General features: G+C 72.2%; 10 protein-coding genes. 8 read left to right on the forward strand and 2 right to left on the reverse strand.

Annotated features, from left to right (window positions below):
- The first annotated feature begins 308 nt into the window (after positions 1 to 308).
- The 7 genes from PWG71_RS04090 to PWG71_RS04120 all read left to right on the forward strand — a co-directional run bounded on the left by PWG71_RS04090 (position 309) and on the right by PWG71_RS04120 (position 9,273).
- Positions 309 to 2,153 carry a Wzz/FepE/Etk N-terminal domain-containing protein gene (locus tag PWG71_RS04090; protein ID WP_274808152.1) on the forward strand — a complete coding sequence of 615 codons (1,845 nt, stop codon included), beginning with the start codon at positions 309 to 311 and terminating at the stop codon, positions 2,151 to 2,153.
- Between the two features lie 77 nt (positions 2,154 to 2,230).
- On the forward strand, positions 2,231 to 3,586 hold the full coding sequence (locus tag PWG71_RS04095; RefSeq protein WP_274808153.1) for an O-antigen ligase family protein: 1,356 nt from the start codon (positions 2,231 to 2,233) through the stop codon (positions 3,584 to 3,586).
- Positions 3,583 to 4,791 (forward strand): aminoglycoside phosphotransferase, encoded by a 1,209-nt coding sequence (locus tag PWG71_RS04100; RefSeq protein WP_274808154.1) that lies wholly within the window; start codon positions 3,583 to 3,585, stop codon positions 4,789 to 4,791. The genes PWG71_RS04095 and PWG71_RS04100 overlap by 4 nt, the downstream gene beginning before the upstream one ends.
- A 48-nt stretch (positions 4,792 to 4,839) precedes the next feature.
- The gene (locus PWG71_RS04105; protein WP_274808155.1) at positions 4,840 to 5,721 is read left to right on the forward strand and encodes a sulfotransferase domain-containing protein; all 882 of its coding nucleotides are present in this window, start codon (positions 4,840 to 4,842) and stop codon (positions 5,719 to 5,721) included.
- On the forward strand, positions 5,718 to 7,202 hold the full coding sequence (locus PWG71_RS04110) for a lipopolysaccharide biosynthesis protein (RefSeq protein WP_274808156.1): 1,485 nt from the start codon (positions 5,718 to 5,720) through the stop codon (positions 7,200 to 7,202). Before PWG71_RS04105 ends, PWG71_RS04110 begins: the two co-directional genes overlap by 4 nt.
- A gap of 35 nt (positions 7,203 to 7,237) precedes the next feature.
- A complete protein-coding gene (locus tag PWG71_RS04115) occupies positions 7,238 to 7,696 on the forward strand; it encodes a UDP-N-acetylglucosamine--LPS N-acetylglucosamine transferase (protein ID WP_274808157.1) in 459 nt (152 codons plus the stop codon).
- The gene (locus tag PWG71_RS04120; RefSeq protein ID WP_274808158.1) at positions 7,693 to 9,273 is read left to right on the forward strand and encodes a glycosyltransferase; all 1,581 of its coding nucleotides are present in this window, start codon (positions 7,693 to 7,695) and stop codon (positions 9,271 to 9,273) included. The genes PWG71_RS04115 and PWG71_RS04120 overlap by 4 nt, the downstream gene beginning before the upstream one ends.
- 301 nt (positions 9,274 to 9,574) lie before the next feature.
- On the opposite strand, the gene PWG71_RS04125 is transcribed toward PWG71_RS04120, so the two are convergent.
- The gene (locus PWG71_RS04125) at positions 9,575 to 10,858 is read right to left on the reverse strand and encodes a DUF418 domain-containing protein (RefSeq protein WP_274808159.1); all 1,284 of its coding nucleotides are present in this window, start codon (positions 10,856 to 10,858) and stop codon (positions 9,575 to 9,577) included.
- Between the two features lie 37 nt (positions 10,859 to 10,895).
- Positions 10,896 to 11,405, reverse strand: a complete 510-nt coding sequence (locus PWG71_RS04130; RefSeq protein ID WP_342455938.1) for a hypothetical protein — start codon at positions 11,403 to 11,405, stop codon at positions 10,896 to 10,898.
- A 252-nt stretch (positions 11,406 to 11,657) separates the two neighbouring features.
- On the opposite strand from PWG71_RS04130, the gene PWG71_RS04135 reads away from it, so the two are divergent.
- The gene (locus tag PWG71_RS04135) at positions 11,658 to 12,266 is read left to right on the forward strand and encodes a TetR/AcrR family transcriptional regulator (RefSeq protein ID WP_274808161.1); all 609 of its coding nucleotides are present in this window, start codon (positions 11,658 to 11,660) and stop codon (positions 12,264 to 12,266) included.
- Positions 12,267 to 12,917 lie beyond the last annotated feature (651 nt).

Raw genomic sequence — 12,917 nt, forward strand, 5'->3', positions numbered from 1 at the left:
AAGGGCGTCGAGGACCGGTGTGCGACCACCGGCCTCGGCGCCCTTCCCGCTCTCCCCGCCCCGCCTCCGCTCGCACGACCGCGCCGCACCGGGACGCGGGGGCATGGATCATCGGCGTTCCGGGGGGCGGTGGGGTGACCCACCGCCCCTTTCGTCGTTCCTGCGCCCTTTGCGGCCCGCCTCTCTTTCCGGTCGCTTCCCCTCGGGGAAACGGACCGCGGCCCAACCGGCGAGCACACCCCAAGGGATTACACTTAGTATGCAATCGTTTACTAAAAGTGCTGTCATGCAGACACGGAGAGACCTCGATGGACACCGACGTCCCCGGATCACCCGGACCGGAACTCAAGGAGTACACCGCGCTGCTGCGCCGCCGGTGGCGGCTGGTGGGCGCGGGTGTGCTCGGCGGGGTGACCCTGGCCCTCGCCGGAGTGTTCGCCGTTCCCTCCACCTACACCTCCTCGGCCGCCGTCCAGGTACTGCCGACCGGCATGGCCGAGTTCACCGGCGAACGCTCCGGGCGGGTGGCCGGTGACGTCAACCTCGACACCGAGGCGCAGGTCCTGCGCTCCGAAGAGATCTCCTCGGTCGCCGCCGCGCTCGTGACGGAGGCCACCGGGACCACCGTGAACGCCGACGCCATGCGCGAACACGTCGACGTGACCGTCCCCTCCAACAGCAACGTGCTGGAGATCCACTACACCGCGCACTCCCCCGAGGCCGCGCGGGCCGGCGCCGCCGCCTACTCCGACGCCTACCTGGAGCAACGCCGCCAACGGGTGGACGACCTCATCGGCGGTCACCTGAAGGCGCTGCGCGGAGAACGGGAACGGCTCGAAGGGGAGCTGGGCGAACTCGTCTCCGTCACCGGGGCCTCCGATCCCCGTGCGGAGGCGCTGCGCCAGGAGATCACCGGGGTGGGCGCCGGTATCGGCCCGTTGAGCGCCCTGCGCGAGACCGTCGAACCCGGCCGGATCATCACCCCCGCCGGACTGCCCGAGCGGGCCTCCTCCCCGAACCCGCCGCTGTGGGTGGCGGGCGGTGCCGCGCTGGGGCTGCTGGCCGGACTGCTGGCGGCCGTGGTCCGCGACCGGCTCGACCCGCGCCTGCACGACACCGAGGAGACCGAGCGCGTCGGCGGGCTGCCCGTGCTGCTCGACCTGTCCCCCGGCTCCCCGCGGCGCGGCGGACGTACCCCCGGTCTGCTCGGCGAGGACGACCGGGGCGGTCAGCGGGTCCAGTCCCTGGTCCACCTGATCCGCGCCGGCACCGGTGACGCCCCCGTTCCCGCCCCCGGGGAGGAGGAGGGGCCGCGCGCGGGCCGGGTGCTGATGGTCGCGGCCACCACGCCGGGACGCGCGGGTGCCGCCGCCGCGGTGAACCTGGCCGCCGCGCTGGCCCGGACCGGCTCGGAGACGCTGTTGGTGTGCGCCGACCCGCGTTCGGACACCGTGGGCGAACTCCTCGGACTGCCCGAGGGCCCGGGACTGGCCGAGGCCCTGGTCGACGGTGAGAACCCCGCCGAACTGGAGGTACGCCCGCAGGCCGCGCCGCGCTTGCGCGTGCTGCGTCACGGGCGTCCGGGCGTCGCCGCGCCCGTGCAGGACACGGGCATGACCGATCTGATCGGGCTGTTGCGCGAAAGCGCCGACCACGTGGTGGTGGCCGTGCCGCCGCCGAGCGAGCGCGCCGACGTCCACGCGGTGGCCGGTTCGGCGGACCTCATGCTCCCCGTCGTCGAGCTGGACCGCACCCCGCGGGCCGACCTGACCGGGCTGCTCGCCGCCGCCGGCCGGTTCGGCCTCGACGTCCCCGGCGTCGTCGTCCTGCCCCGGCAACCGCTGCCCGGCCCCCTGCCGCATCCGACCCCGGCGAGCACCACCCCGGCCTCGGATGAGCACGTCACCGCGGCGGGGACCGTCCGGACCGAGGAGACCCCGGCGGAATCGGACACGCCCGCGGAGGCCGTGGAGGACCCGAAGGCCGTGGAGGACCGGGGGACCGGCGAGGACCTGGGGACCGCGGAGGACCCGGGGCTTCCGGGGAGGCCGAAGGCCGTGGAGGACCCGGAGGACTCCGAGGACCCGGAGGCTCCGGAGGACGACGAGATCGTCACCGTGCCCGCCGACAGCGCCACCGGGGCTCGACACTGATGGCGCGCCACCCGTCGTGGGCCCGGACCGGTGTGTCCGGGCCCGGTGGTCCGGTGCCCGGCGGCGGGACGACCGTGATGTCCCCCGTCGCCGAGGGCCCGACCTCGACCGGCCGCCCCCTGGTGTGGCTGTTGGCCGGTTATCCGCTGTGGTGGGCGTTGGGACTGGGCCAGTTCGCCTACTGGGTGTTCGCCGTCCCGATGGCCGTCGAGCTGATGCGCCGACACCGGACGGTCGGCCTGCGCGTACCTCCGGCGTTCTGGCTCTGGGCCCTGTTCCTGCTGTGGTCACTGCTGGGCCTGGCCATGGTCCCGTTGGAGATGGCGGGCACCGTCCCGGGCAGCGGCGGGTACGGCGGAGCGCTGCTGCGGATCACCAACTACCTGGTCCTGACGGTGCTGCTGCTGTACGTCGGCAACCTGACCGAACGCGAACTGCCCACCCGCGCGGTGGTGTCGGCGCTGACGGTGCTGGGGCTGGTGACGATCGCGGGCGGGTATCTGGGGATGTTCGCCCCCCGTTTCGAGTTCACCGCCCCCCTGGAGTACCTGCTCCCCGGCGGTCTGGCCGCCGACCCCTTCATGCAGACCCTGATCCATCCGGCGTCGGCCCAGGTCATGGACATCTTCGGCTACGACTCGGCCCGCCCCAAGGCTCCGTGGGAGTACACCAACGTGTGGGGGTACATGATCTCCCTGCTCCTGGTGTGGTCCGCGGTCGCCCTGCTCACCCCCGGGCGCTTTCCCCTCCTCGCGCGCTGGGGGGTGGCGGCGGCCATGGCCCTGTCCGTGGTGCCGATCGTCCATTCCCTCAACCGCGCCCTGTGGGCGGGGCTGGCGCTGTCCCTGCTCTACGCCGGATACGTCGCCGTGCGCCGGGGGCGGGTCGTCCCGGTGGCCCTCTGCTCCCTGGTGATCGTGCTGGCCCTGGCGGTCCTGGCCGTCTCGCCGCTGGCCGACGTGGTGCGGGCCCGGGCCGACAACCCGCACAGCGACGACGGCCGGGCGGCGACCAACGCCGCGTCCGTGACCGCCGCCGACCTGTCGCCGGTGCTGGGCTGGGGCACCACCCGGGAGGCCCTGGGCAGCTCCGACTCGATCGCGATCGGGCCCTCGCCCGACTGCCCCGGCTGCGGTCAGCACGTCATCGGCAACGCCGGTCAGCTGTGGATGACGCTCATCGCGAGCGGCTGGGTGGGCACGGCCCTGTTCCTCGGTTTCTTCGCGGCGACGGCCTGGCGGTACCGGTCGGCCGTGACGATCGCCGGCCGGGGCGCCCTGCTGACCGTGCTCCTGTTGTTCTGGTACATGTTCTTCTACGTCGCGTTGATGTCCCCGCTGGCCGTGACCATGGTGGCCGTCGCCCTGCTCTGGCGGGACGAGGAACCCCTGCTCCGCCGACGGACCGCGCGCACGGGCGGGGGGTCCCGATGAACGGCGAGACGACCTATCTGACCGACCTCGCGGCCGTGCTGTGGCCGTGCGGCGGCCTCCTCGGCCACGGGGACGCCGGAGTGCGCCGCCGGGGCAACCAGTACCTTCCGGTGCCCAACGCCTACGATCCCCGGGTCATCCTGCCCGCGCACAACCGGTCGGCGGCGACCCGGGGCATCGCCTCGTTCTCCCAGGGGCACTCGCTCAAGGAGCGGATGCGCGCCCTGTTGCTGACCGGCGCGTTCGCCACCGGGATCGCCCCGCTGCTGTTGCGCGACCGCCTGTACGTGGGCGCCGGGCCCGGTATCGAGCACGCGCTGGCCGCGGCCCTGGACCGCGAACTGACCATCGCCATCCACGTCGGCCCGCCCCGGGCCAACCGCAAGCCCGTCCTGCTGCTGCTCACCCCGGCGGGACGCACCATCGGCTACGCGAAGGTCGCCGTCAACGACCTCACCGGCAGGTTGGTGGTCGCCGAGGCCCGGGCGCTGCGCCTGTTGGCCGACACCCGGATGCGCGACGTCACCGTTCCCCGTCTGATGTACGAGGGCGAGTGGAACGGTCGTCCGCTGCTGGTGCAGGAGGCGTTGCCGGTCGGCGACCAGACCGACCGGCCCACCCGGCGGCAGCTCCTGCGCTGCGTCGCCCAGATCACCTCCCTGGTGGAGGTCCGGCGGCGCCGGTTGTCCGAAAGCCCCTATCGCCGCGCCCTGGAGGAAAGGATCGTGGCGCTGGGGACCAGGCCGGAGGCGGCGCCGCTGCGGGCGGCGCTGCGCGGCCTGCCCGACGTGCGCGTCCCCTTCGGGGCCTGGCACGGCGACCTGACCCGGTGGAACATCGCCGGCACCGCGCGCCGCTCGTTCGTGTGGGACTGGGAGCGCCTGTCGTTGGACGCGCCCGCCGGTTTCGACGCACTCCACTACGACCTCAACGAATGCGTCCAGGCCGGGGTCCACCCGGGGGTGCACCGGTGGCTGGAGAGCGGCGCCCGCCTGCTGCGCGATCCGTTGATGTCGGAGCTGGGGCTGGCGTCGCACACGGTGTCCACGGTGATGGCGCTGTACCTCATCGACCTGGCCACCCGCTATCTGCACGACCGGCAGGACGAGCTCGGCGTCCACCTCGCCGCCGTGGACGACTGGCTCCTCCCCGCCTTGGAGGGCCTTCAGGAACGCGCCACGCACGAGGCCGCCCACACCGGTTGAGGGCGACCTTCCCACACCCGAGTACAACCTCCGAAATGAGTCGATGTGATGCCGGAGAACACCTTTCCCTCCCTGCCTCGACGGCTGGCCGGTCCGGCGCGACGGGCGGTCCTGCCGTTCGTCGACGCCCTGGGCGCGGTGACCGGCCCCGGCCGTGCCCTGCCCGACTTCCTGATCTGCGGGGCGCAGCGGAGCGGGACCACCTCGCTGTTCAAGTCCCTGTGCCGCAACCCCGCCGCGACCGGACCGGTCCTGCGCAAGGGGGTGCACTACTTCGACACCGGTTATCACCGGGGAGCGAACCGGTACCGGGCGCACTTCCCGCTGCGCGCGTCGCTGCGGGCCCGAGGGGAGGCCCCGCGGGTGCGGGCGTTCGAGTCCAGCCCCTACTACCTGTTCCACCCGCTGGCCGCCGAGCGGATCGCCCGTGACCTGCCGCAGGTGCGGGTGGTGGTGATCCTGCGCGATCCCGTCGAGCGGGCCTACTCCGCCCACGCGCACGAGCACGCCCGGGGGTTCGAGACCGAGCCGTTCGCCCGGGCGGTGGAGCTGGAGCCCGCCCGTCTGGCCGGCGAGGAGGACAAGCTGAGGGCCGACCCCGGATACGTGTCGCACTCCCACCAGCACCACGGGTACGTCGCCCGGGGCCACTACGTGGACCAGTTGCGGCGTATGGAGGGGCATCTGGGCCGGGACCGGATGTACGTGGTCGACTACGCCGACCTGTTCGACGGGACCGATCGGGAGTTGCGTCGGATCGAGGGGTTCCTGGACCTGCCGCCGGGCCCCGACGGGGTGCCGGGGCGGCACAACGCGCGCAAGAGGACCGTGATGCCCGAGGGGCTGCGCGCGGAGTTGACGGAGCGGTTCGCCGAGAGCGACCGGCGGTTGGCCCTGTGGTGGGGACGGACCCCCTCGTGGCGCACATGACCGACGTCGCGCGACGGAGCGACCCCGTGCTGGGCCGTGTCCTGCGCGGCGGCGCGATCAACATGGCGGGCGCGGCGATCGGCGCCGGGCTCAACCTGGCCCTGATCGTGGCGATCACACGGGCGTTCTCGCAGGAGACGGCGGGTCTGCTGTTCTCCGCCACGTCGGTGTTCCTCATCGCCGCGACGGTCGCGAACCTCGGGGCGCCCGACGGGCTGGTGTACTTCATCGCCCGGATGCGGGTGCTGGGACGTTCCGGGGGCGTGCCCCGGCTGATCCGGATCGCGGTGACCCCGGCCGTCCTGACCGCGTGCGCCACGGCCGGGGTGATGGCCGGGTTCGCCGAGCCGATGGCCGACATGGTGGGGACCGACGAGGCCGCCGTGTACCTGCGCCTGCTGGCGGTCTTCCTGCCGTTCGCGGTGTTGGCGGACACGGCGCTGGCGGCGACCCGGGCCCACCACGACATGGCGACCACGGCGCTGGTGGACAAGGTGGGTCGACCCTTGGCCCAGGTGTCGCTGGTGATGGCGATCGCGCTGTCCGGGTCGGCGGGGATGCTGGCGTTGGCCTGGGCCGGCCCCTACCTGCCGGCGGCGATCCTTGCCTGGTTCTGGCTCGGGCGGATCGTCCGCCGGGCCGCACCGCCCGAGGAGGGGGGCGGTGGCGGCTCCCCGGTCTCCCCCGCCGAGTTCTGGTCGTTCTCGCTGCCGCGCGCGGTGGCCGGGGTGGCGCAGATGGGGGTGCAGCGCGGCGGCGTCGTGCTGACGGCGATGCTGGGCGGGCTGACCGGGGCGGCGGTCTTCACGGCGGCGACCCGGGTGATGGTGGTCGGCCAGTTCGGCGCGCAGACGGTGCTGTCGGCGGCCCAGCCCCGGTTCGCCGAGCAGATGGCCACAGGGGACCACGCCGGGGTGCGCCTCCTGTACGGGGCGGGCACGTCGTGGCTGATGTGTCTGACCTGGCCGTTGTACCTGACGGCGTTGATCTTCGCGCCCGAGGTGATGGGGTTGTTCGGCCCGGACTACGCGGCGGGGGCGGGCGCCCTGATGGTGGTGTGCGCCGGACAGTTGACCGCGTCGCTCCTGGGCATGGGCGATCTGATCCTGACGATGACCGGGCGCACCGGCGCGAACCTGCTCAACAACGTGTTGTCGTTGGCGGTCAACGTGGTGGGGTGCGTCCTGCTGATCCCGGTGGCGGGGGCGACCGGCGCCGCGGCGGCGCTGGTTGCGGCGGTACTGGTGCGCAAGGGGTTGCCGCTGTGGCAGCTGCGCTCCCATGTGGTGTTGCGCCCCTTCGGGCGACCGGTCCTGGTGGCGGCCGGCGGCTGCCTGCTGTGGTTCGGGGTCCTGCCCCTCCTGCTGGACCGACTCCTGGGGGGCGGCCCGGTGGCCCTGGTCGCGGCCATCGCTCTGGGAACCCCGGGGCACCTGGCCACCGTCTGGGCGTGCCGGAGGGTGCTGGGTCTGCGCCACTGACCGATCAATACTCTGAGTTATGGAATGATGACAGTATGTCTTCGCGACCGGTTCTCCTGGTGGCCTCCAGCGGGGGCCACCTCACCCAGCTGTGCGCCCTCCGCCCCTGGTGGCGGGAGCGCGAACGCGTCTGGGTGACCTTCCGCACTCCCGACGCCGAGGCCGCCCTCGCGGGCGAGCGCGTCCACTGGGCCCACCACCCCACCACCCGCGACGTGGGCAACCTGCTGCGCAACACCCGGCTGGCCGCCAGGGTCGTGCGCGCCGAGCGCCCCTCCGTCGTGGTGACGACCGGGGCCGGGGTGGCCCTGCCCTTCTTCGTCCTGGGTCGGGCCCGGCGGATCCCGACCGTCTACATCGAGGTCTACGACCGGATCGACACCCCCACGCTCACCGCCCGGTTGTGCCGTCCCTTCACCCGGTTGTCCCTCGCCCAGTGGGAGGAACAACGCGCCTTCATGCCGACCGCCATCACGGTAGGACCGCTCCTGTGACCGAACAGACCACCCGCCCCGCGCCCCGGCCCGACGACAGCGACCACCCCGACATCGTGGTCAGCATCGGGACCGACCATCACGCGTTCGACCGGCTCGTGCGCTGGGTCGACGACTACGCCCGACTCCACCGGGAGCTGCGCGTCCTGGTCCAGCACGGGCACAGCTCGACGCCGACGGTGGCGTCGGGGACGCCCTTCCTGCCCGGCGAGGACCTGGGCGGGCACATGAGGGCGGCACGGGTCGTCGTCACCCATGGCGGGCCGGGCACGATCGTGCAGGCGCGCCAGGCCGGCCACCTGCCCATCGTGGTCCCCCGCGACCCCGAACTGGGAGAACACGTGGACGACCACCAACTGCTGTTCGTGAGCAGGCTGGAACAGGCCGGGCGGGTGCGCTCCTGCTCCACCCCCCAGCAGCTGACCGCCCTGCTGGACAAAGCGCTGGCGTCTCCCGAGGACTTCCGGACACACCCCGACGACGGCGACGGGGCGGTCCGCGCCGCCCTGCGCGCGGGGGCCCTCATCGACCTGGTCACCAGGGGTTCGGGGACCGTGCCCTCCGAGGATGACGTGCGATCGACGGGGATCCGGCAGGAGACGGTCGCCGACGTGGTGACACGACCGGCGGAGGGCGCCGAGGGCGCCGAGGGCGACGCGGAGGGGACGGAGTGGCCGGAGGTCACCGTGGTCGTCCCCACGCGGGACCGCCCCGAACTGCTGCGGCGCACCCTGCGCGCCATCGCCGAGCAGGACTACCCCGGCACCATCACGACCATCGTGGTCTTCGACAACGACCAGCCCGACCCGTCCCTGGCCCGCGCCGACGGGGCCCGGCCCGTGCGGGTGGTGACCAACACCCTCACCCCCGGGCTGGCGGGGGCCCGCAACACCGGGGTGCTGGCGACCCACACCGACCTGGTCGCCTTCTGCGACGACGACGACACGTGGATGCCCGGCAAGCTCCGCGCCCAGGTGCGGGTGATGCTGGAGGAACCCGGGATCGACCTGGTGTGCTGCGGCATCACGGTGGTCTACGACAAGGTCGAGGCGGTGCGCACCCTGGAGCGCACCAGCGTCACCTTCGGCGACCTGTTGGGGTCGCGGTTGACCGAGCTGCACCCGTCGACGTTCCTGATCCGGCGGCGGGCGATGATCGACGGCTGCGGGACGGTCAGCGAGGAGATCCCCGGCAGCTACGCCGAGGACTACGAGCTGTTGTTGCGATTGGCCCGACGCGGCCCCATCCGCAACATCCCCGAGACGGGCGTGCGGGTGCTCTGGCACCGCCGCTCGCACTTCTCCGGCCGCTGGCGGACGATCTCCACCGCCCTGCGCTGGCTGTTGGAGCGCTACCCGGAGTTCCGGCTGGTGCCGCGCGGATACGCGCGGGTGGCCGGCCAGATCGCCTTCGCCGAGGCCTCCGCCGGACGACGCCGCGACGCCCTGCGGTGGATCCGGACCACCCTGCGGGCCCGCTCCGCCGAGGGGCGGGCGTACCTGGCCCTGCTGGTGGTGCTGGGGGTGCCCCCGGGCTGGATCACCCGCGCCCTGCATCTGCGAGGCAAGGGCGTCTGAGGACCGCGCGGTGACCGCCGCTCCGGCGCCGGCGGTGCCGGAGCGGCGGTCGCGCCGGTCGCGGAACGACGGCGAACAGGCCTCCATCACGGCCCGGTGCGGTCGTCCGGGAGAACCCCGGGGGCGCGGCCGGGAAGACCGACTCCTCACGGCAGGTGCGGGGCGTGGCCCCGGCTCGGATCAGGTCCACCGCACGGGCGGACCCGCCGCCCGGGGCGCGCCGGTGGCACGCGGACGGGCGGCGATCCCCGGCGTCGGTGTGCGGCACCGCCCGACACCGCGCCGGGTGTCGGGCGCCCGTTCAGTTCGTGCCCCTCCCGCCCGCCGCAGGCCGTATCGCCCGATAGGTCAGCCCGCGCAGGGCCACCTCGGCGGGGCCGCGCAGACCGCGTCGCTCCATCGCGACGGCGACGGCCACCGTCGCGGCCCAGACGGCGACGCCGAACAGCATGACCGACCAACTGGACAGGTGCGCTCCCAGGCCCAACCCCCAGGCCGCCAGCAGTGGGCCCCATGCCAGGGACTGCGCGAGGTAACCGCTCATGGACCGGCGGCCCAGCGCGGCGATCCAGTGCACCGGCCCGGCGGAGGCCGCCGCGCGCCCGGACAGGCGGTGGGCGATCAGCCCGAAGATCCCCGCGTAGCCGACCCCGGTCAAGATCCCGGCGAGAAGGTGCAGGTTCACCAGCGCGAGGTCCGGAGCGATGTCGACGACCCCGGTGTGCTGGAGCGCGAGTGCCGCGCCGGTCGTCCATCCGACGGCGACGCCCCACAGCGCCAGGCGGCGCAACAGCACCAGGTGACGGCCGGGTTCGTCCAGGAGCCGGTGCCGTGCCGCCAGCACCCCCATCAGGAACACCGCCGGAAGCGCCATCCCGACGAAACCGCCCACCAGTGTGTAGAGCCAGGCGGACAGGCGTTCGGCGACCGAGACCAGGTAGTCCGGCTCGGCGATGCTGAGCCGCTGCTGATCGGCGAGGCTCACCTCCGTCAGTGCCGGGACGAGGACCGAGCCCACGATGTTGAGCAGGGCGGACACGGCCGCGAGCCCGAGCAGGATGCCGATCCAGACCTTCAGTGTGCGATCGGTGCGGCCGAAGAAGAGCGGCACCATGATCAGCCCGATCAGCCCGTAGACGCCGATGATGTCGCCCTGCCACAGCAGCGCCGCGTGCACCGCCCCGAAGGCGATCATCCACAGATGGCGCCGGCGCAGCAGGCGCCGGACCGCGAGGGGGTCGGTGCCCCTGCCCGTCTGGCGGGCGTACATCTGCCCGATCCCGTAGGCGAAGAGGAAGCCGAACATGGTGTACACGCGGGCGTCGACCACGATCAGGGTGAGCGCTTGGGCGATCTTGTCGGCCGTGTTCCCCACGACGGGATGGACCCCGATCGCACCGGTGGGAGCGGTGTGGAGGAAGTAGGGGACGTGGGCCAGCGCGATGAGCAACAGCATCATGCCCCGCGCCAGGTCGGGGGCGAGGGAGCGGTCCGACAGTGGGGTCGAGCGGACCACGGTGTCGGACCGCGCCCTCCGCCGCCGGTCACGGTGTTCGTCCACGGCGTCGTGGGCGTGGTCGGTCATGTCGGGTCTTTCCTCTCCTGATGGGGGCGTGTGCGGGTCAGTTCCCGGCCGCGTCGAGCAGCCAGTGGTAGCGCAGCCGGAGTCCGCGTTCCATGCCGGCCACCGCGGCCCCGAACCCGAGCGTGAGGTTGAGCCAGAGCGGCAGGTGGAACGGTGATTCGAAGTGTCCGAAGCGCTCGACCACCGGCGGAATACCGGAGATCGGTTCGAGAAGTTGGAGGAGGTTCAGTCCGATACCGATGACGAGCAGCACCACGGAGACGGCCCCGATCCAGCGGCTCACCACCGGGTGCTCGCGGTCGAAGCGCAGCCGGCGCCCCGCGGCCGACCTCGGATCGGGAACGAGCTGCTGTTCCGCGCCCTCGGCGGGGACGTAGTGGGCGCGTTTGAGCCCGAACCCGCTCAACGCCACCTCGATGGTTCCGCCTTCGACGGGGAACCCGGCGGGGAGCGTGGACTCGGCGCGGTGTCCGCCGTCGAGGTAGAGGTGCGCCTTGCCCTCGTCTCCCCCCTGCCTGCCCCAGTGACGGACGTCGACGGTGTACACCGACCGGTGTCCGTCCTTGCGGTCGAGGGGAAGGTGAAACAGCTTGCGCCCGGACGGCAACTGCCACCAGCGAAAGGGCTGGAGAGGGCGACCGTCCCCGGGTCGAACGCGTTTCGCGGCTCTGCGCCGCTTCCAGTCCCCGAGCATGTCCAGCCTTCCTCATCTGGGATGACAGCCAGACCAATACACTGTATTGGTCCCATCTCGGTGATAGTATCACGCTGTACTAGCACGGTGTATTGGAAGGGCGTCATGGAACAGAAACCACCGGAGGGCCTCGGCAGCCGGGACAGGATCCTGTGGGCGGCGGCGACGATGCTGGGGGACGGGCCCGGCGCGGCGTTGAGCGTGCGGGCGGTCGCGGCGCGGGCGGGCGTGAGCACGGGGTCGCTGCGGCACCACTTCCCGACGCAGCGGGCCCTGATGGACGCGGTACTCGCCCTCGTGTACGACATGGTGCTTCCGGACGACAGCGTCCACGACCGGTCGATACCGGCCAGGGATCGACTCACCGCCTCCCTTCAGCGCGCACTCGCGCCTCTCGGGGCCGAGACCGACGCTCGGCGGTCATGGCTGCTGGCCTTCGAGCGCTATGCCTCGAACGAACCGACGGAGGCGGCCCGAGAGGAGTACCTGGCCCTCGAACGGGAGATGCGGCGCCGCATCGAGTACTGCCTGACGGTCCTACAGGACGAGGGTGCCGTCCCGGAAGGCGACAACTCCCGTCGGGCGAGGTTCCTGATCACGGTGGTCAACGGGCTCTCGATCGCCCAGGCCATGCCGGCCGAGGAGTCCCGCCTGCAAACGGAACTCGATGTACTGCACACCGCCGTCGACAGCGTTCTCAACGACCGGACCTGAGGGTAGGACGCCGAGCAGGACGTACCGCCCCGTGCCGCCGAGGGGCGGGGCGCCCACACCCTCGGCCGCAACGTCGTCGGGTTCAACACGGGTGCGCGGCCCCTACCCGTCGCTCGGCCACGAGACGACCTCGGTCGAGATGCGCAAGAGGCTCGACTGATGCTCGGTCCGCATCCGTGTCGGCGGCGAGGGCGTGCAGGCATCGGCGTGACGGTTCCACCGAATGGCGTGGGAGCGGATCGCGCCGCCCCGTTCCTCACGCCGCCGAGGGTCGTTTCCACGAACCCCTTACCCCATCCGGTCCAATGCGAAATATTTTCATTTCCCCAATGACCGAATAGCACTTTTGCAACCATTAGTCGGAAAAATTCTCAGACCGACCCCTACCTGCACAAACACAGATCAGAAAAAGTTTTCCGGCGCTACTCACCCGTAACCGGCCCTGTCGTCTTTCCCATCCCCTAATCTCTGCTTGGAAACCACGACCGAACACAGAGACCCCGCGACGCCTAGTTGAGCGCCCGGGGTCGTGGCCGGCAAATCACCCCTTCAAGCAAAGGATTGCCGGTGTGAGCCAGTCTAGTGCCGGGCTTTTGAGTCGCGCCCCGCACATACTCGAAGTACCGTCCTCCCCTCCCCGAGACCGCCACT

This window comes from Nocardiopsis sp. N85, from assembly GCF_028882275.1.
GTDB classification, from domain to species: Bacteria; Actinomycetota; Actinomycetes; order Streptosporangiales; family Streptosporangiaceae; genus Nocardiopsis; species Nocardiopsis lambiniae.

What these genes read in the sequence shown, in the direction of transcription:
- PWG71_RS04125 (WP_274808159.1), bottom strand. Translation starts at nt 10,858, where the DNA reads ATGACCGACCACGCCCACGACGCCGTGGACGAACACCGTGACCGGCGG.
- PWG71_RS04095 (WP_274808153.1), top strand. Translation starts at nt 2,231, where the DNA reads ATGTCCCCCGTCGCCGAGGGCCCGACCTCGACCGGCCGCCCCCTGGTG.
- PWG71_RS04090 (WP_274808152.1), top strand. Translation starts at nt 309, where the DNA reads ATGGACACCGACGTCCCCGGATCACCCGGACCGGAACTCAAGGAGTAC.
- PWG71_RS04105 (WP_274808155.1), top strand. Translation starts at nt 4,840, where the DNA reads ATGCCGGAGAACACCTTTCCCTCCCTGCCTCGACGGCTGGCCGGTCCG.
- PWG71_RS04100 (WP_274808154.1), top strand. Translation starts at nt 3,583, where the DNA reads ATGAACGGCGAGACGACCTATCTGACCGACCTCGCGGCCGTGCTGTGG.
- PWG71_RS04110 (WP_274808156.1), top strand. Translation starts at nt 5,718, where the DNA reads ATGACCGACGTCGCGCGACGGAGCGACCCCGTGCTGGGCCGTGTCCTG.
- PWG71_RS04135 (WP_274808161.1), top strand. Translation starts at nt 11,658, where the DNA reads ATGGAACAGAAACCACCGGAGGGCCTCGGCAGCCGGGACAGGATCCTG.
- PWG71_RS04115 (WP_274808157.1), top strand. Translation starts at nt 7,238, where the DNA reads ATGTCTTCGCGACCGGTTCTCCTGGTGGCCTCCAGCGGGGGCCACCTC.